Below are 17,798 nucleotides of genomic sequence, written 5' to 3'. Positions count from 1 at the left end.
CGGCACATCGCCGGGGGCCTTCGTCATGTCCGCGTACGCCCCGGAAGGCGCCCGGCGCTCACGCCGTCTTCAGCGCCTCGGCCATCTTCACCAGCCGGTCGAAGGACGCCGTGCCCGCCACGACCGTCGTGGAGCCGTCGGTGCTCTCCAGCACGAGGGCGTCGTAGCGGCCCCCGGTGTAGCGGGTCCAGGTACGGCCGCCGATCTCGTCGGTCACCTTCGTCGCCCTGGCGCCCTGGCTCGCCTCCTCGACGAACTCGGCGCGCTTCTGAGTCGACTGCTCGACGGCCACGTACTCCCCGTCGGGGTCCTGGAAGCCGAGGTGCCAGGCGTCGGACTCGTCGCCGCGGAAGCGCACGGAGGTCGCCTTCCAGCTCTCCGGCAGGCCTTCGGGCGCGGCCACCGGGTACGACGCCGCACGCCGAGCCGTCAGCAGCTCGACGCGGTAGTCGACCCGCTTGATGTCGGGAGCGTGATCGTCGTGCGGGACGAAGATGTAGATGACACCTGCCGCGACCATGATCAGGCCCAGGGAAAGAATCATGTCCCGGACCGTCTTCTGCTTGCCGTTCGAACCTGCCACGCCCCTATCGTCGCAGGTGCCCGGTGCGCTCATCCGTGGGGGGCCCTGCTCATTTTGTCAGCCTGGCGATAGAGTCGGGGCCAACACCCTCATCCGGCCGTCGCCGTATCAGAAAGGTGCGCTCCGATGACCGAGAATCATCAGCTCCCCTCCGAACTCGAGGTTCCCTCCGAGGCCCCCGACCGCAACCTCGCCCTGGAACTCGTCCGGGTGACCGAAGCCGCGGCGATGGCCGCGGGCCGCTGGGTCGGGCGCGGCGACAAGAACGGCGCCGACGGTGCCGCGGTGCGCGCCATGCGCACGCTCGTCTCCACCGTGTCGATGAACGGTGTCGTCGTCATCGGTGAGGGCGAGAAGGACGAAGCCCCGATGCTCTTCAACGGGGAGCGGGTCGGCGACGGCACCGGCCCGGAGTGCGACATCGCCGTCGACCCGATCGACGGCACCACGCTGACCGCCAAGGGCATGCCGAACGCGATCGCGGTGCTCGCCGCCGCCGACCGCGGTTCGATGTTCGACCCGTCCGCCGTCTTCTACATGGACAAGCTGGTCACCGGCCCCGAGGCCGCCGACTTCGTCGACATCGACGCGCCCGTGTCCGTGAACATCCGCCGGGTCGCCAAGGCCAAGCGCTCCTCACCCGAGGACGTCACCGTCGTCATCCTCGACCGGCCGCGGCACGACGGTCTGATCAAGGAGATCCGGGAGACCGGCGCCCGCATCAAGCTGATCTCCGACGGCGACGTCGCCGGCTCGATCCTGGCGCTGCGCGAGGGCACCGGCGTCGACCTGCTGCTCGGCGTGGGCGGCACCCCCGAGGGCATCATCTCGGCCTGCGCGGTGAAGTGCCTGGGCGGCACCATCCAGGGCAAGCTCTGGCCGAAGGACGACGCGGAGCGGCAGCGGGCGATCGACGCCGGGCACGACCTCGACCGCGTGCTGACCACGGACGACCTGGTCTCCGGCGAGAACGTCTTCTTCGTCGCCACCGGCATCACCGACGGCGAACTGCTGCGCGGGGTGCGCTACCGGTCCGAGACCGCCACGACCGACTCGATCGTGATGCGCTCCAAGTCCGGCACGGTCCGCCGGATCGACTCCGAGCACCGGCTGAGCAAGCTGCGTGCGTACAGCGCGATCGACTTCGACCGCGCCAAGTAGCCACCACCCGGCGGCCGCAACCGGCGGTCGCACTCATACGTGAAGGGGGCGCCCCCGGTGCGGAGGGAGCGCCCCCTTCACGTACGAACGACCCACGGCCCCGCAGGACACGCGCGACGCGCACACCGGCGCGGATCACGGCCCCCACGGACGCCGACCGGTCCCGCCCGGGCGCCCCGGAAGCACCCGGCAGCACCCGGCAGCACCCGGCAAACGGACAGCGGGATCCAGAAACAGCAGGATCCAGAAACAGCAGGATCCAGGGGTCAGCCCGCGGCCGCTATGCGGTTCGCCGCGCGCGCCTTCTTCAGTTCGAGCTCGCGGCGGCGGCGCCGGGCCAGCACCACACGGCGCTCGGCGGCGGTGAGGCCGCCCCAGACGCCGTACGGCTCGGGCTGGAGCAGCGCGTGCTCGCGGCACTCGACCATCACCGGACAGCGCGCGCAGACCCGCTTGGCCGCCTCCTCGCGGGAGAGCCGGGCGGCGGTGGGTTCCTTGGACGGTGCGAAGAACAGGCCGGCCTCGTCGCGCCGGCACACCGCCTCGGTGTGCCAGGGCGCGTCCTGATCCCTGTCCCGCACCGGCACCCGCTGGGCCGGTACGGCAGCTACCTGCAGGGACGAATGCGGCGGTTGCTGCACGGGTCTACTCCTGACGACGGCTTCGCGAGCGAGAGACGATGCAGCAAGGCCTACCCGCTGTACGCGCGCCTATGCACTCCGTTCCGAACCGCAGGTTTCCGGGGGCGCGCCGACGCCCGCGGAACACCGGCCGCACCCGGCCCCGGCCGCCGCGGGGACCCCGGAATTCACGACCGTCAACGGTCCAGGTGCTTGCGCAAACTCTTGTCGACCTTGCGGTGGACCCGGTCGAGGATGTCCCCGACGAGTCTGCCGCGCTTCGGCTTGCCCTCGATGTTGCCCAGTACGGCCCAGCCGTCGAGATAGACGACGGGCGCGTCCGGGTCGACGGCGTCCAGCGTGTCCACCTCGAAGTTGCCCAGCACGCCACCGCCGGTGCCCCGCAGCGAGACGTTCTCCGGGACCCGGACCTCGACGTTGCCGAAGACCGAGAGCGCCTTGATGACGACCTGCTGGTACTCGAAGAGCGCCTCGCTGAGGTCGATCTCGACACTGCCGAAGATCGCGTACGCGTGGATGCGGCGTCCGGCGCGCCAGCGGCCCTTGCGGACGGCGCTGCTGAAGACCGCGACCACGTTCTCGTCGGGGTCGGCCGGGATGGCGCCCGCGGCCGGGCGGCCGGGAGCGGCGGCGTAGGCCGGGGCGGCCCGGTGGTGGGCGGCGGGCAGGTCCCGGATGAAGACCTCCAGCTCACCGACCGTCTTGGCGGCGAGCACGCCCTCGACCCGCTCGGCGTGCTCCTCCGCGGTCAGCCGGCCCTCGGCCATGGCGTCGCGCAGGATGTCGGTGATGCGGTCACGGTCGGCGTCCGAGGCACGCAGTTCGGTGCCCCGGGACTCGGCGGCGGGGCGCGTCCCGGTCTGCTTCTGAAGGTCCACGGAACCAGACTAGCGAAACACGATAGATCGCGACACCCCCGAAGTGAGCCTTACCTCACAGGCTCCCCGCGGACGCCAGGTTCTACGCTGGTGGACGCTGCCAATGGAGGCCAGCCGCTGTCTGCCGAGTGAGGAATGGGCGAGATGCCTGAGTTCGCGTACACCGATCTGCTCCCGATGGGAGAGGACACCACCCCCTACCGGCTGGTGACCTCCGAGGGTGTGTCCACCTTCGAGGCCGACGGACGGACGTTCCTCAAGGTGGAGCCCGAGGCGCTGCGCAAGCTCGCCGAGGAGGCGATCCACGACATCCAGCACTACCTGCGCCCGGCCCACCTCGCCCAGCTGCGCCGCATCATCGACGACCCGGAGGCCTCGGCCAACGACAAGTTCGTCGCCCTGGACCTGCTGAAGAACGCGAACATCGCGGCCGCGGGCGTGCTGCCCATGTGCCAGGACACCGGCACGGCGATCGTCATGGGCAAGCGCGGGCAGAACGTGCTCACCGAGGGCGGCGACGAGGCCGCCCTCTCCCGTGGCATCTACGACGCGTACAAGAACCTGAACCTGCGCTACTCGCAGATGGCCCCGCTGACCATGTGGGACGAGAAGAACACCGGCTCCAACCTGCCGGCGCAGATCGAGCTGTACGCCACCGACGGCGGCGCCTACAAGTTCCTGTTCATGGCCAAGGGCGGCGGCTCGGCCAACAAGTCGTTCCTCTACCAGGAGACGAAGGCGGTCCTCAACGAGGGCTCCATGATGAAGTTCCTGGAGGAGAAGATCCGTTCGCTGGGCACGGCCGCCTGCCCGCCGTACCACCTGGCGATCGTGGTCGGCGGCACCAGCGCCGAGTACGCGCTGAAGACCGCGAAGTACGCCTCCGCGCACTACCTGGACGAGATCCCGGCCGAGGGCTCCGAGCTCGGCCACGGCTTCCGGGACAAGGAGCTGGAGGAGAAGGTCTTCGAGCTGACCCAGAAGATCGGCATCGGCGCGCAGTTCGGCGGCAAGTACTTCTGCCACGACGTGCGCGTGGTGCGGCTGCCCCGGCACGGCGCGTCCTGCCCGGTCGCCATCGCCGTCTCCTGCTCGGCCGACCGCCAGGCCGTCGCGAAGATCACCGCCGAGGGTGTCTTCCTGGAGCAGCTGGAGACCGACCCGGCGCGCTTCCTGCCGGAGACCACGGACGAGCACCTGGACGAGGCCGGCGACGTCGTCCGGATCGACCTGAACCAGCCGATGGACGACATCCTCGCCGAGCTGACGAAGTACCCGGTCAAGACCCGTCTCTCGCTCTCCGGCCCGCTCGTCGTGGCCCGCGACATCGCGCACGCCAAGATCAAGGAACGCCTCGACGCGGGCGAGGAGATGCCGCAGTACCTGAAGGACCACCCGGTCTACTACGCGGGCCCGGCGAAGACCCCCGAGGGATACGCCTCCGGCTCCTTCGGCCCGACCACGGCCGGCCGCATGGACTCCTACGTGGAGCAGTTCCAGGCGGCGGGCGGCTCCAAGGTGATGCTGGCCAAGGGCAACCGCAGCAAGCAGGTCACCGACGCCTGTGGCGCGCACGGCGGCTTCTACCTCGGCTCGATCGGCGGACCCGCCGCCCGTCTCGCCCAGGACTGCATCAAGAAGGTCGAGGTCGTCGAGTACGAGGAGCTCGGCATGGAGGCCGTCTGGAAGATCGAGGTCGAAGACTTCCCGGCCTTCGTCGTCGTCGACGACAAGGGCAACGACTTCTTCCAGGATCCCGCTCCGGCTCCGACGTTCACGTCGATTCCCGTGCGGGGACCCGGGCTGGCGTAGCGCCTCGGGTGCGGTGGGGGGTGAATCTCACCCCCGCCGCCCCTACCCGTCCCGTCCCTGGGGGCTCCGCCCCCTGGACCCCCGTCGGCCCTGGACGGGCCTCGTCCTCGAACGCCGGACGGGCCGAGTGGGGCGCCGTCCGGGGCGGTCCATGGGCAGGGAACATCCCCGCCCGTCGCGGTGCTGTCCCGGATATGAGCGACTACCGCATCGAGCACGACTCCATGGGCGAGGTCCGGGTGCCCGCGCACGCCAAGTGGCGGGCCCAGACGCAGCGGGCCGTGGAGAACTTCCCGGTCTCCGGACAGCGGATCGAGCGGGCGCACATCGAGGCGCTCGCGCGGATCAAGGGGGCGGCCGCGAAGGTCAACGCCGAGCTGGGGGTGCTCGGCCAGGAGGTGGCGGACGCGATCCAGGAGGCCGCCGCCGAGGTCGCCGCGGGCACCTGGGACGAGCACTTCCCGGTGGACGTGTTCCAGACGGGTTCGGGCACCTCGTCGAACATGAACACCAACGAGGTGATCGCGACGCTGGCGAGCGAGCGGCTCGGCCGGGACGTGCATCCCAACGACCACGTCAACGCCTCGCAGTCGTCCAACGACGTCTTCCCGTCGTCGATCCACATCGCCGCCACCGCCGCCGTCACCCGTGAGCTGATCCCGGCCCTGGAGCATCTGGCCGCCGCGCTGGGCCGCAAGGCCGAGGAGTTCGCCGACGTGGTGAAGTCGGGGCGGACGCATCTGATGGACGCCACGCCCGTGACACTGGGGCAGGAGTTCGGCGGGTACGCGGCCCAGGTGCGGTACGGCGTCGAACGGCTCACCGCCTCTCTCCCCCGGCTCGCCGAACTGCCGCTGGGCGGCACCGCCGTCGGCACCGGGATCAACACCCCGCCCGGGTTCTCCGCCGCGGTCATCGCGGAGGTGGCCGCCGCGACCGGGCTGCCGTTCACCGAGGCGCGCGACCACTTCGAGGCGCAGGGCGCCCGGGACGCGATCGTGGAGACCAGCGGGCAGCTCAGGACCGTGGCGGTCTCCCTGACCAAGATCGCGAACGATCTGCGGTGGATGGCCTCCGGGCCGCGGACCGGGCTCGCCGAGATCTCGCTGCCCGACCTCCAGCCGGGCTCCTCGATCATGCCCGGCAAGGTCAATCCGGTGATCCCGGAAGCCGTGCTGATGGTCGCGGCGCAGGTGACCGGGAACGACACCGCCGTCGCCGTGGCCGGGGCCGCGGGCAACTTCGAGCTCAATGTGATGCTGCCGGTGATCGCCAGGAACGTGCTGGAGTCGATCCGGCTGCTCGCCCGGGTGTCGCGGCTGCTCGCCGACCGGACCGTGGACGGGATCGTCGCCCACCGGGAACGCGCCCTGGAGTACGCCGAGTCCTCGCCGTCCGTGGTCACGCCCCTGAACAAGTACATCGGGTACGAGGAGGCGGCGAAGGTGGCCAAGAAGGCGCTGGCGCAGCGGCGGACGATCCGGCAGGTCGTGCTGGAGGGCGGGTACGTGGAGCGCGGCGACCTCACGCTGGAGCAGCTCGACGAGGCGCTGGATGTCCTGCGTATGACGCGCCCGTGACGGTTGGCGAACCGGGACCCCCGCGGGTGTGAACCATTTCCGGTCCCGCAGCGTCGTATGCCCCTGACACCTAATATCTGTACATGGCAGACGGTGAAGTGATGAGACGCATGGGGACGGGCGGTTCGGCGGGTTTCTGGGCGCCCGGGAGTCAGATCCTGTGGCGCTACCGGGAGAACGGCGGCAAGCGCTTCCATATCGCGCGGCCCGTCACCGTGGCCCGGGACGACGAGGAGGTGCTCGCGGTGTGGATGGCGCCGGGCACCGAGTGCATGCGGCCCGTGCTCGCCGACGGCACCCCGGTGCACGTCGAACCGCTGGAGTCGCGTTACACCAAGCCGCGGGTGGCCCGCAGCAGCCGGTGGCTGGGCACGGGGGTGCTGAAGCTGGCCCGGCCCGGTGAGCCGTGGTCGGTGTGGCTGTTCTGGGAACCGGGCTGGGAGTTCAAGAACTGGTACGTGAACCTTGAGGAACCGCTGGCCCGCTGGGAGGGCGGCGTGGACTCCGAGGATCACTTTCTGGACATCTCCGTGCACCCGGACCGCAGTTGGCACTGGCGCGACGAGGACGAGTTCGCGCAGGCCCAGCGGGACGGGCTGATGGACCCCGACCTCGCCGAACGGGTGCGGGCGGCGGGGCGGGACGCGGTGGAGGTGATCCGGGCCTGGGGTGCGCCGTACAGCCAGGGCTGGCAGCACTGGCGCCCGGATCCGTCCTGGGCCGTACCGTTGCTGCCGGAGGACTGGGACCGTACGCCCGCGCACGTGTCCTCATGAGACCCTTGATATGCCCCCGGGCACGAAACGTAGGATCGTCCTCCGCAAGGGCGCACAGCGGCAACTCCCGGAGCAGGCACCGAGCCTGACCGAACGTCACCGAGGGGCGGCAGGACGTGAGCGAGGGGTACGAGGGCAACACCGGTCCGGGCTGCGCCCGGGGCCGGCTCGGCACGGGCAGAGCCGCCGGCCGCGCCGGTTCGGGGTTCGCCCGCATCGCCTGTGGCACGGCAACAACCTCTGGTCACGCGGCAATTCCGTTCCTGGGGCAGGTATTCCGGGTATCGGGTTTTCTGCGGGACGAACTGCGCGCGCGGCGCGCAGCCCCGGACGGACGGATTCGACACGCGTGACGGAGCAGCCCACCTCCTACGAACGCCCGCAGCCGGGCGTCGACCCCACGGACCCCCGCGGGGCGCTCCTGCGTGCCCCGGCACCGGCCCGCACCCCCGGTGGCGCCGCCTTAACGCCCCAGTCCGCCCCGTCGGCCCAGTCCGCCCCGTCGGCCCAGTCCGACCGGGGCGCCCAGGCGCGGTCCGGCGAGACGCCGGGGGCGGCGGCGCCGTGCGGCAAGGACCAGTCCGGCGGCGACCCCGAGCACTCCCAGCCCGCCGTCGCGGAGACCGGCACCCATCGGCCGCGCCCCGCGCCCGAGGCCATCCCGGCCCAGCCGGGCGGCGCCGCGCCTTCGGTCGACGGGCGGGACGCCGGGCGGGGGCAGGAGCGGCGCACCGGGCAGGGTCTGACGCCCGGCAAGCCCACGCCGATGCGGCGGGACGGGGACCGGCTGCGCTTCGTCGGGGCCGCGACCCGGCGGATCGCCCGGGGCCTGGACCTGGACGAGATCGTGATGGGGCTGTGCCGGGCCACCGTGCCCACCTTCAGCGACGCCATCCTGGTGTATCTGCGCGACCCTCTGCCGGTCGGCGACGAGCGGCCCACGGGTCCCGTCGTGCTGCGGCTGCGGCGCACCGACCGGATCCCGGAGGAGCGCGACACCGAGAACGGGTTCGCCTCGGCGCCCCAGCCGGAGCAGCCGCCCGAGCTCACCGAGCTGTCGGCCGTCACCGCCGAGCTGTGCGAGGTGCGGCCCGGCGGCGCGCTCGCCGAGGTGCTGCGCGGGGTGCGTCCGGTGTTCGCCGACACCCCGGCCGCCCGGGCCGCGCTGCCGGAACTCCTCGGTGACGGCGGGGAACTGGTCGTGCCCAGCGGTCAGCGGGCGATCCTTGCGCCGCTGCGCGGCCGGCGCCGGGTGATCGGGGCCGCGGTGTTCCTGCGCCGCCCCGAGCGCATCGCCTTCGAGGCGGACGACCTGCTGGTCGCCGCCCAGCTCGCCACGCACAGCGCGCTCGGCATCGACAAGGCGGTGCTGTACGGGCGGGAGGCGTACATCGCCGACGAGCTCCAGCGCACCATGCTGCCGGAGACGCTGCCGCGCCCCACGGGTGTGCGGCTGGCGTCGCGTTATCTGCCCGCCGCGGAGACCGCCCGGGTCGGCGGCGACTGGTACGACGCGATCCCGCTGCCGGGCAGCCGGGTGGCGCTGGTCGTCGGCGACGTGATGGGGCACTCCATGACGTCGGCGGCCATCATGGGCCAGCTGCGCACGACCGCGCAGACCCTCGCCGGTCTGGACCTGCCGCCGCAGGAGGTGCTGCACCACCTCGACGAGCAGGCGCAGCGGCTGGGCACCGACCGCATGGCGACCTGTCTGTACGCCGTCTACGACCCGGTCTCGCACCGGATCACCATCGCCAACGCCGGGCATCCGCCGCCGGTGCTGCTGCACCTGGGCGGCCGGGCGGAGGTGCTGCGGGTGCCCGCGGGCGCGCCCATCGGGGTCGGCGGTGTCGACTTCGAGGCGGTGGAGCTGGACGCCCCGGCCGGGGCGACGCTGCTGCTGTACACCGACGGGCTGGTGGAGTCGCGGCTGCGGGACGTGTGGACCGGCATAGAGCAGCTGCGCGAGAAGCTGGCCGCGACCGCGCAGCTCACCGGCCCCGATCACCCGCCGCCGCTGGAGGCGCTGTGCGACGAGGTGCTCGACATGCTCGGTCCGGGCGACCGGGACGACGACATCGCGCTGCTCGCCGCCCGTTTCGACGGGATCGCGCCGAGCGATGTGGCGTACTGGTTCCTGGAGCCGGAGGACGCGGCTCCCGGCCGGGCCCGCCGGCTCGCCCGGCGCGCGCTGTCGCGCTGGGGCATGGAGGAGCTCACCGACTCCGTGGAGCTGCTGGTCAGCGAGGTGGTGACCAATGCGGTGCGCTATGCGTCGCGGCCGGTCACGCTGCGGCTGCTGCGTACCGATGTGCTGCGCTGCGAGGTCGGCGACGACGTTCCACAGTTGCCGCGGCTGCGCCAGGCACGGCACACGGACGAGGGCGGCCGCGGGCTGTATCTGGTGAACAAGCTGGCCAGACGGTGGGGTGCGACCCGGCTGAGCACGGGCAAGGTGGTCTGGTTCGAACTGAACCGGGGCTGAGGCGGACGCCCGTACCGGGATGAGTCCCGTACAGGGATGAGTCCCGTACAGGGATGAGTCCCGTACACGTATGAATGTGAAGAGGGGCGCCCGCGGTCTGCGGGGCGCGGCGGCCGCGGGGGGGGGGCGCGGGCGGCCCCGCCGCCCCCCTCTTCATGCGGTCACTGTCCGCTCAGACCGAGCGGGTCGTCGACGCCGTCCGTCGGTGTCTCGGTCGGCGTCTGCGTCGGTTCCTCGGTGGTCGGCGTCTGCGTAGGCGTCTGGGTGGGCGTCTGCGTCGGCTTCTGGGTCGTCGGACTCTGCGAGGGCGCCTCGGTCGTCGGGGACTCCGAGGGGGACTCCGACACCGAGTCCGAGGGGGTCGGGGAGAGGGTCGGCTGTACCGCCGCGCCCTGGTCGGTCTCCAGCTCGAACTGGGTGACCTTGGTCTGCACCCCGAAGGTGTACGCGGCCCATATCTGCGCCGGGTATCCGCCACCGTTGACGCGGCCGACGCCGGGGAGCAGGCCGGTCGCGCCGGTGAGGGGCACCTGGGCGCCGTTCTTGGCGTTCTCGCCGAACAGGCCGACCGAGGTGACCAGGCTCGGCGTGTAGCCGGTGAACCAGGCCGACTTGTTGTTGTCGGAGGTACCGGTCTTGCCCGCGACCTTCTGCCCGTTGCGATTGGGGTTGTCGCGCACCGACTTCTTGGCCGTACCGTCGTCGACCACGCCGGTCAGCACCGAGGTGACGGTGTCGGCGGCCTCGCGGCTGATGACCTCGTCGCCGATCGGGTCCGGCATGGTGACCGTGCGGGAGATGTGCTCGACGGACTTGATCAGGGCCGGGGTGACCTTCTTGCCGTGGTTGTCGAGGGTGGCGTAGACGCCGGCCATCTGGAGCGGGCTGGCCCCCATGGTGCCCAGGGTCTGCGCGGGCACCGCCTTCAGCTTCTTGGTGTCCATGCCCAGGTCGTCGGCCACCTTGAGCACCTTGTCCATGCCCACGTCGACGCCGAGCTGGGCGAAGGCGGAGTTGACCGACTGGTTCATCGCCGTCTGCACGGTGATGGGGCCGTAGTCCTGGTCGTCCTCGTTCTCCGGGGCGAAGCCGATGTCGCTGCCCTTGACGGGCCGCTTGCTCGTGCCGTCGTAGATCGTGTTCGTGGTGATCGGCTTGCCGTCCTGCGTCCTGGCGCCCTCGTCCAGGGCGGCCGCGAGGATGACCGGCTTGAAGGTGGAGGCGGGCTGGTAGTCCACCCGGGTCGCGTTGTTGTAGTAGTGCTTGTAGTAGTCGACGCCGCCGTACATCGCGACGACCGCGCCGGTCTTCGGGTCGACCGAGACGGCACCGGCCTGGACGTCGGCGTCGACCTTGCGCTTCTTGCCGTCGAGCTTGCTGGTCAGCTGCTCCTTGACGGCCTTCTCCAGCGCCGCCTGCTTCTTCTTGCTGATGTTCAGTGTGATGGTCCAGCCACCGCGGCCGACCATGTCCTCCGCCTGCTTGGCGTTCTCGGCGACGCCCTGCTCGACGAGCTGCTTCTCCAGGGCACTGTTGGCCGCCTTGACCAGGTAGCCCTTCTGGCCGCCGAGACCGGGGGCGGGCCTGGACTTCTGGGGCACCGGGAACTTCATGGCGTCGCGGTCGGTCTTCTTCAGCCAGCCCTCCCCGACCATGTTGTCGAGGACGTAGTTCCAGCGCTGGGTGACGAGCCGCTTGCCGGTGTCGCTGGCGACCTCCCAGTCGTACTGGCTGGGCGCCTGGAGCAGCGCGGCGAGGTAGGCGCCCTGCTCGACGCTGAGCCGGTCGGCGTCGACGCGGTAGTAGGCCTGGGCGGCGGCCTGGATGCCGTAGGCGTTGCGGCCGTAGTAGCTGGTGTTGATGTAGCCGGCGAGGATGTAGTCCTTGGACTTCTCGCGGTCCAGCTTCAGCGAGATGACCAGCTCGTTCAGCTTGCGCGTGACCGTCTGGTCCTGGGTCAGGTAGTAGTTCTTGACGTACTGCTGGGTGATCGTCGAACCGCCCTGCGCACCCTTGCCGGAGAGCGTGTTGAGCAGACCGCGCGCGGTGCCCTTGAGGTCGACGCCGTTGTCCTTGAAGAAGGACTTGTTCTCGGCGGCGACGAAGGTCATCCGGACGGGCTCGGGCACATGGGAGATGTCGACGACCTCCCGGTTGACTTCGCCGTCACGGGTCATGACGGAGCCGTCGCTGTACTTGTAGACGTTGCTCTCCTGCTTGGCGGCGTCGTTCCCCGCGGGGATGTCGATCATCATGTAGAGCGCGATGAAGCCGCCGATGCCGAGCAGGCACAGGCCCAGGAAGGTACCGAGAATCTTCTTCCAGGTGAACATCCTGCGTATGAAGCTCTTCTTCGCGGGCTTGGCGCCCGCGCCCGCCCGGCGCGCCGCCGCGCGGCCGTGACCGACGACGACCGGTCCCTCGTCGTGTGCCGCCTGGGGCGAGCGGTCCCTGGGCGCAGCGCGGCGGCCGCCCCGTTGCCGCGCTCGTCTCTCGTCCGCTCGTCCCATGAGTCCGCTCGCTCCGCTTCGTCTCGGCTGTCACACCAGTGCCCGGGGGTACAGGTCAGCTCAGAAAGCTAACACCGCTCTCTATGACAAAGGGCTGCCGATCCGGTCTTTTACGGACGTGACAATCAGCACCCCGTCTCAAGGGAACCGACGTTCGGAAGGGCTCAAGGGTTGCCATGAGCGTGATAAGTGATATCACTTAGATAAGCAGACGCTAGCGGAGCAGACGCCGGCGGAAGTCCAGGAAACGGGGGACCAGTCATGTCCGCACTCGATCCGTCGGCCACCGCCGACATGCCGGAGATGCCGGCGCCGCAGGTACGGGAGTTCACCGCGCACAGCATCGGCGGCGGTCTCGCGCTGCTGCTCGGGCTGCTCGGGCTGGGGGCGGCCGCCGCACTGGTCGCGGCCGGGTCGGCGGTGGGCGGCGGCGCCCAGGCCGCACTGGTCGCCGTCGGCATCCTGGTCGGGCTCTGCGCGTTCCTCGCCATGTGCGGGCTGAACACGGTGGCGCCGGGCGAGGCCCGGGTGGTCCAGCTGTTCGGCCGCTACCGCGGGACGATCCGCGAGGACGGACTGCGCTGGGTGAACCCCTTCACCTCGCGCACCAAGATCTCGACGCGGGTACGCAACCACGAGACCGCCGTCCTGAAGGTCAACGACGCCTACGGCAACCCGATCGAGCTGGCGGCCGTGGTGGTCTGGAAGGTCAGGGACACCGCGCAGGCCACCTTCGAGGTGGACAACTACCTGGAGTTCGTCTCCACCCAGACCGAGGCGGCCGTGCGGCACATCGCCATCGAGTACCCGTACGACGCCCATGACGAGGGCGGGCTCTCGCTGCGCGGCAACGCCGAGGAAATCACCGAGAAGCTCGCCGCCGAGCTGCACGCGCGCGTGGCGGCTGCGGGTGTGCAGATCATCGAGTCCCGCTTCACGCATCTCGCCTACGCTCCGGAGATCGCCTCCGCGATGCTCCAGCGGCAGCAGGCCGGTGCGGTCGTCGCGGCCCGGCGGCAGATCGTGGACGGCGCGGTGGGCATGGTCGAGGCGGCCCTGGCCCGGATCGCCGAGCAGGGCATCGTGGAGCTGGACGAGGAGCGGAAGGCGGCGATGGTGTCGAACCTGATGGTCGTGCTGTGCGGAGACCGGGCGCCGCAGCCGGTCCTGAACACCGGGACCCTCTACCAGTGACGGATCCCTCCGGGGGGCCGTCCCCCCAGCGTCGGCCGCAGCAGCGCTCGCAGGGGCTGCTGCGCCTCGACCCGTCGGTGTACGAGGCGCTGGCCCGGTGGGCCGGGGACGAGCTGCGCTCGGCCAACGCCCAGATCGAGTTCCTGCTGCGCAGGGCGCTGGCGGAGGCCGGACGCCTGCCCGGCGAGGCGGGTCCGATCGCCCGCCGCGGCCGCCCGCCCCGCGACGCCGCTCCCGGCCCCCGGCCCGAACCGGGCGGCACCGGCCCGGACGCCCCCGGCACACGACCCCCGGCCGGCTGAGGAGCCGCGCTCCCGGCCGCCCCGAGCCACACCCGCGCGAGGTCCCCGCCCCCGCCCCGCGGCCGACCCCGGCAGCACGACCGCGAGACCCCCGGCCGCCCCCGGCGGCCCCGCCCCGAAACCTCGGCGGCCCGAGCAGCCGCGTTCGTGTGGCAGAACCGTGACAATCGGCTGCCACCTGCGCACTCCGGCCCGTCCGGGGGCATCCGCACCCCCGTCCCCGCGGCCGGCGCCGGCCGCGTATACACACGACGTATACACGGTGTGTAGAGTCATCGGCATGTCCATCGGTCACACCCTCCTAGGGCTCCTGGAGTCCGGGCCACGCCACGGTTACGACCTCAAGCGGGCCTTCGACGAGAAGTTCGGTCACGACCGGCCGCTGCACTACGGCCAGGTCTACTCGACGATGTCCCGCCTGCTGAAGAACGGACTCGTCGAAGTCGACGGGATCGAGGCGGGCGGCGGCCCCGAGCGCAAGCGCTACGCCATCACCGACGCCGGGATCACCGACGTGGAGCGCTGGCTCGCGACGCCGGAGAAGCCCGAGCTCTACCTCCAGTCGACGCTCTACACGAAGATCGTCCTCGCGCTCCTCACCCGCCGCGACGCCGCCGACATCCTCGACGCCCAGCGGTCCGAGCACCTGCGCAGCATGCGCATCCTCACCGACCGCAAGCGCAAGGGCGACCTCGCCGACCAGCTCATCTGCGACCACGCACTGTTCCACCTGGAGGCCGACCTGCGCTGGCTCGAACTGACCGCCGCCCGCCTGGACCGGCTCGCCGAGGCGGTGGCCGAATGACCGCCCCCGCCGGCTCCCTGCTGACCGCCCAGGACCTGCGCAAGACCTACGGACCCACGGTCGCCCTCGACGGCGCCGGGTTCTCCATCCACCCCGGCGAGGTCGTCGCCGTGATGGGGCCCTCCGGATCCGGCAAGTCGACACTGCTGCACTGTCTCGCCGGGATCGTCACGCCCGACTCCGGGTCGATCCTGTACGACGGCCAGGAGATGGCGACCATGAGCGACACCCGGCGCAGCGCGCTGCGCCGCTCGGAGTTCGGGTTCGTCTTCCAGTTCGGCCGGCTCGTGCCCGAGCTGACCTGCGTCGAGAACGTCGCCCTGCCGCTGCGGCTGAACGGCACCTCCCGCAAGGCCGCCGAGAAGGCCGCCCTGGGCTGGATGGAGCGGCTGGAGGTGGACGACCTCGCGGCCAAGCGGCCCGGCGAGATCTCCGGCGGCCAGGGACAGCGGGTCGCCGTGGCGCGCTCCCTGGTCACCGGCCCCCGGGTGGTCTTCGCCGACGAGCCCACCGGCGCCCTGGACTCCCTCAACGGCGAGCGGGTGATGGAGCTGCTCACCGACGCGGCCCGCACCTCGGGCGCGGCCGTCGTGCTGGTCACGCACGAGGCCCGGGTGGCCGCCTACTCCGACCGCGAGATCGTCGTACGCGACGGCAGGTCCCGGGACATGGAGCGGGCCGTATGAGCGTGCAGCGGGGGAACCTGCGCGCTCCGGACGGGTCGCGGTCCTGGGGCTGGTCCCGGGATCTGGCCATGGGGGTCCGGTTCGCCTTCACCGGCGGGCGCGAGGGCTGGGTGCGGACCCTGCTCACCGCGGTCGGCGTGGGTCTGGGGGTGGCGCTGCTGCTGCTCACCACCGCCCTGCCGAACGCGCTGAGCGTGCGGCACGAGCGCGAGCAGGCGCGGCGGGACTACACGTACGACTACAACCCGAAGCCCGCGGCCGACGACACGCTGGTGATCGCGGACATCGACTCCACCTACCGCGGCGAGGACGTACGCGGCCGGCTGATGCAGCCCGAGGGGTCCCGGGCGCCGCTGCCGCCGGGGCTGCGGGCGTTCCCGGCGCCGGGCGAGATGGTGGTCTCCCCCGCGCTGAAGGAACTGCTCTCCTCCGACGACGGCCGGCTGCTGCGCGAGCGGCTGCCGTACCGGATCACCGGGACCATCACGGAGAGCGGGCTCATCGGCGCGCACGAACTCGCCTACTACGCGGGCGCCGACGGCCTCGCCGCGCGGATCGACCCGCCGAACGTGGCCCGGATCAGCGCCTTCGGCGAACCCCATCCGTTCGCCGAGTCGGGCACCGACCCGGTGCTGCTCCTGCTGGTCCTGGTCATGTTCGTGGTGCTGCTGATGCCGGTCGCCGTGTTCATCGCCACCGCCGTACGCTTCGGCGGCGAGCGGCGCGACCAGCGGCTCGCGGCGCTGCGGCTGATCGGCTCGGACGGCCGGATGGTACGGCGGATCGCGGCCGGCGAGGCGCTCGCGGGCGCGCTCCTCGGACTGGTCCTGGGTGCCGTTTTCTTCCTGATCGGACGTCAGATCGCGGGCAACGGCGAGGTGTTCCGGGTCAGTGTGTTCCCGAGCTATCTGAACCCCTCCCCCGCGCTCGCCGTGCTGGTCGCCGTCGCCGTCCCGGCGGCCGCCGTGCTGGTCACGCTGTTCGCGCTGCGCGGGGTGGTCATCGAGCCGCTCGGCGTGGTGCGCACGGCCCGGCCCCCGCGGCGCCGGCTGTGGTGGCGGCTGCTGCTGCCGGCCGGCGGACTGGCGCTGCTCTACCCGATGTTCGGCCAGGGCGGCTCGAACGGGAACTTCAACCAGTACCTGGTAACCGGCGGTGTGCTGCTGCTGCTCGTCGGGATCACCGCCCTGCTGCCCTGGGCCGTCGAGGCGGTCGTCGCCCGGTTGAACTCGGGCGGGGTCGCCTGGCAACTGGCCGTGCGCAGACTCCAGTTGAGCAGCGGCACGGCGGCTCGCATGGTCAACGGCATCGCCGTGGCGGTGGCCGGCGCGATCGCGTTGCAGATGCTGTTCACCGGGGTGGAGGCGGACTACACCAAGGCGACCGGCCAGGACGTGACCCGGGCGCAGATGTCGGTGAACGTGCCGGCCGGGATCCCGGCGGCGCGCGTGGTGAAGGACATGACCGCCACCCGCGGGGTACGCGGAGCCGTCGCGCTGTCCGAGGGGAGCGTCGGCGAGCGGCGGATGTCCGCCGAGCTGAACGCCCAGGTGACCGTGGGCGACTGCGCGGCCCTGCGCGAGGTGGCGGCGCTGCCGTCCTGCCGCGAGGGCGACGCCTTCGTACTGAGCGGCGCCGACTACGACGACAGCACACGGCAACTGGCGAAGTCCGGCACGCTGTACCTCGACCCCGCCGACGGCGCCGAGGACAAGGACAGCAACCCCGTCGCCTGGCCGGTGCCGCAGGGGCTGAAGCAGGCGCAGTCGCGCCCCGACCCGACCGGTATCAAGCGCGGCGGTTTCCTGTTCACGCCGTCGGCGCTGCCCGCGGGGGCCGCGGCGGGCGTCTACGGGCGGGTCTTCCTCCGTCTCGACCCGGGCGTGCGCGACGCGCAGGAGTACGTACGCAACACGGCCGCCCGGATCGATCCGCTGCTGGACCCGACGACCTGGTCGTCCACCGTGCAGTCCGGGCAGTACCGCTCCATCCGCACCGGCCTGTCCGTGGGCGCCGCCTGTGTGCTGGCGCTGATCGGCGCGAGTCTGCTGGTCTCCCAGCTGGAGCAGTTGCGCGAGCGCAGGAAGCTGCTGTCGGCGCTGGTCGCCTTCGGCACCCGGCGGCGCACGCTGGGCCTGTCGGTGCTGTGGCAGACGGCGATACCGATCACGCTCGGTCTGCTGCTGGCGATGACGGTGGGCCTGGGGCTGGGCGCGGTGCTGCTGCGGATGACGGCGACCGCGGTACGGATCGACTGGGCGAGCGTCCTGGCGATGACCGGCTTCGGCGCCATGGTCGTCCTGGTGGTGACCCTGTCCAGCCTGCCGCCGCTGCTGCGGCTGATGCGGCCCGACGGGCTGCGCACGGAGTAGCGAGCGGTGCCGG

14 protein-coding genes are annotated in these 17,798 nt (G+C 71.5%); 10 read left to right on the top strand and 4 right to left on the bottom strand.

The annotated features are described in order from the left end of the window. Positions 1 to 58: 58 nt before the first annotated feature. Entirely contained in the window at positions 59 to 583 is a 525-nt protein-coding gene (locus ABT085_RS10770; RefSeq protein WP_351604477.1) for a DUF4245 domain-containing protein, read from the bottom strand. 126 nt (positions 584 to 709) lie between these two features. On the opposite strand from ABT085_RS10770, the gene glpX reads away from it, so the two are divergent. Beyond that, positions 710 to 1,744 carry a class II fructose-bisphosphatase gene (glpX, locus tag ABT085_RS10765; protein ID WP_351604475.1) on the top strand — a complete coding sequence of 345 codons (1,035 nt, stop codon included), beginning with the start codon at positions 710 to 712 and terminating at the stop codon, positions 1,742 to 1,744. A gap of 266 nt (positions 1,745 to 2,010) precedes the next feature. Here the strand turns inward: glpX and ABT085_RS10760 are convergent, their stop codons facing one another. Together ABT085_RS10760 and ABT085_RS10755 are read right to left on the bottom strand one after the other, a co-directional pair. Beyond that, a complete protein-coding gene (locus ABT085_RS10760; RefSeq protein WP_162469284.1) occupies positions 2,011 to 2,385 on the bottom strand; it encodes a WhiB family transcriptional regulator in 375 nt (124 codons plus the stop codon). A gap of 176 nt (positions 2,386 to 2,561) precedes the next feature. Next, a complete protein-coding gene (locus ABT085_RS10755) occupies positions 2,562 to 3,263 on the bottom strand; it encodes a DUF1707 SHOCT-like domain-containing protein (RefSeq protein WP_351604473.1) in 702 nt (233 codons plus the stop codon). Positions 3,264 to 3,407: 144 nt separating this feature from the next. Here ABT085_RS10755 and ABT085_RS10750 point away from each other — a divergent pair, with 144 nt between their 5' ends. The 4 genes from ABT085_RS10750 to ABT085_RS10735 all read left to right on the top strand — a co-directional run bounded on the left by ABT085_RS10750 (position 3,408) and on the right by ABT085_RS10735 (position 9,916). Then, positions 3,408 to 5,075 carry a fumarate hydratase gene (locus ABT085_RS10750; protein ID WP_351604471.1) on the top strand — a complete coding sequence of 556 codons (1,668 nt, stop codon included), beginning with the start codon at positions 3,408 to 3,410 and terminating at the stop codon, positions 5,073 to 5,075. A 194-nt stretch (positions 5,076 to 5,269) separates the two neighbouring features. Continuing rightward, a complete protein-coding gene (locus ABT085_RS10745; protein ID WP_351604469.1) occupies positions 5,270 to 6,655 on the top strand; it encodes a class II fumarate hydratase in 1,386 nt (461 codons plus the stop codon). An 83-nt stretch (positions 6,656 to 6,738) separates the two neighbouring features. Next, on the top strand, positions 6,739 to 7,431 hold the full coding sequence (fomD, locus tag ABT085_RS10740; RefSeq protein WP_351604467.1) for a cytidylyl-2-hydroxypropylphosphonate hydrolase: 693 nt from the start codon (positions 6,739 to 6,741) through the stop codon (positions 7,429 to 7,431). Positions 7,432 to 7,780: 349 nt separating this feature from the next. Further along, positions 7,781 to 9,916: a SpoIIE family protein phosphatase gene (locus ABT085_RS10735; protein WP_351604465.1), complete on the top strand. Its 2,136-nt coding sequence runs from the start codon at positions 7,781 to 7,783 to the stop codon at positions 9,914 to 9,916. Positions 9,917 to 10,077: 161 nt separating this feature from the next. Here the strand turns inward: ABT085_RS10735 and ABT085_RS10730 are convergent, their stop codons facing one another. Then, entirely contained in the window at positions 10,078 to 12,426 is a 2,349-nt protein-coding gene (locus tag ABT085_RS10730) for a transglycosylase domain-containing protein (RefSeq protein ID WP_351604463.1), read from the bottom strand. Positions 12,427 to 12,687: 261 nt separating this feature from the next. On the opposite strand from ABT085_RS10730, the gene ABT085_RS10725 reads away from it, so the two are divergent. The 5 genes from ABT085_RS10725 to ABT085_RS10705 all read left to right on the top strand — a co-directional run bounded on the left by ABT085_RS10725 (position 12,688) and on the right by ABT085_RS10705 (position 17,785). Continuing rightward, the gene (locus ABT085_RS10725; RefSeq protein WP_351604461.1) at positions 12,688 to 13,620 is read left to right on the top strand and encodes an SPFH domain-containing protein; all 933 of its coding nucleotides are present in this window, start codon (positions 12,688 to 12,690) and stop codon (positions 13,618 to 13,620) included. Continuing rightward, the gene (locus ABT085_RS10720) at positions 13,566 to 13,922 is read left to right on the top strand and encodes a type II toxin-antitoxin system antitoxin (RefSeq protein WP_502982706.1); all 357 of its coding nucleotides are present in this window, start codon (positions 13,566 to 13,568) and stop codon (positions 13,920 to 13,922) included. The genes ABT085_RS10725 and ABT085_RS10720 overlap by 55 nt, the downstream gene beginning before the upstream one ends. A 280-nt stretch (positions 13,923 to 14,202) precedes the next feature. After that, positions 14,203 to 14,727, top strand: a complete 525-nt coding sequence (locus ABT085_RS10715) for a PadR family transcriptional regulator (protein ID WP_351604457.1) — start codon at positions 14,203 to 14,205, stop codon at positions 14,725 to 14,727. Next, positions 14,724 to 15,413, top strand: coding sequence for an ABC transporter ATP-binding protein (locus ABT085_RS10710; RefSeq protein WP_351604455.1), 690 nt, complete (start codon positions 14,724 to 14,726; stop codon positions 15,411 to 15,413). Before ABT085_RS10715 ends, ABT085_RS10710 begins: the two co-directional genes overlap by 4 nt. Further along, on the top strand, positions 15,410 to 17,785 hold the full coding sequence (locus tag ABT085_RS10705; RefSeq protein WP_351604453.1) for an ABC transporter permease: 2,376 nt from the start codon (positions 15,410 to 15,412) through the stop codon (positions 17,783 to 17,785). Before ABT085_RS10710 ends, ABT085_RS10705 begins: the two co-directional genes overlap by 4 nt. The last annotated feature ends 13 nt before the right edge of the window (positions 17,786 to 17,798 follow it).

Origin of the sequence: Streptomyces sp. NPDC002265 (assembly GCF_040296125.1) — a bacterium.
GTDB lineage: Bacteria > Actinomycetota > Actinomycetes > Streptomycetales > Streptomycetaceae > Streptomyces.
This window is presented reverse-complemented; position numbering and strand designations above follow the sequence as displayed.

Bases quoted from the DNA above. Each gene is read 5' to 3' on its own strand.
- glpX (WP_351604475.1), top strand. From the start codon at position 710: ATGACCGAGAATCATCAGCTCCCCTCCGAACTCGAGGTTCCCTCCGAG.
- ABT085_RS10750 (WP_351604471.1), top strand. From the start codon at position 3,408: ATGCCTGAGTTCGCGTACACCGATCTGCTCCCGATGGGAGAGGACACC.
- ABT085_RS10745 (WP_351604469.1), top strand. From the start codon at position 5,270: ATGAGCGACTACCGCATCGAGCACGACTCCATGGGCGAGGTCCGGGTG.
- fomD (WP_351604467.1), top strand. From the start codon at position 6,739: ATGGCAGACGGTGAAGTGATGAGACGCATGGGGACGGGCGGTTCGGCG.
- ABT085_RS10730 (WP_351604463.1), bottom strand. From the start codon at position 12,426: ATGGGACGAGCGGACGAGAGACGAGCGCGGCAACGGGGCGGCCGCCGC.
- ABT085_RS10725 (WP_351604461.1), top strand. From the start codon at position 12,688: ATGTCCGCACTCGATCCGTCGGCCACCGCCGACATGCCGGAGATGCCG.
- ABT085_RS10715 (WP_351604457.1), top strand. From the start codon at position 14,203: ATGTCCATCGGTCACACCCTCCTAGGGCTCCTGGAGTCCGGGCCACGC.
- ABT085_RS10710 (WP_351604455.1), top strand. From the start codon at position 14,724: ATGACCGCCCCCGCCGGCTCCCTGCTGACCGCCCAGGACCTGCGCAAG.
- ABT085_RS10705 (WP_351604453.1), top strand. From the start codon at position 15,410: ATGAGCGTGCAGCGGGGGAACCTGCGCGCTCCGGACGGGTCGCGGTCC.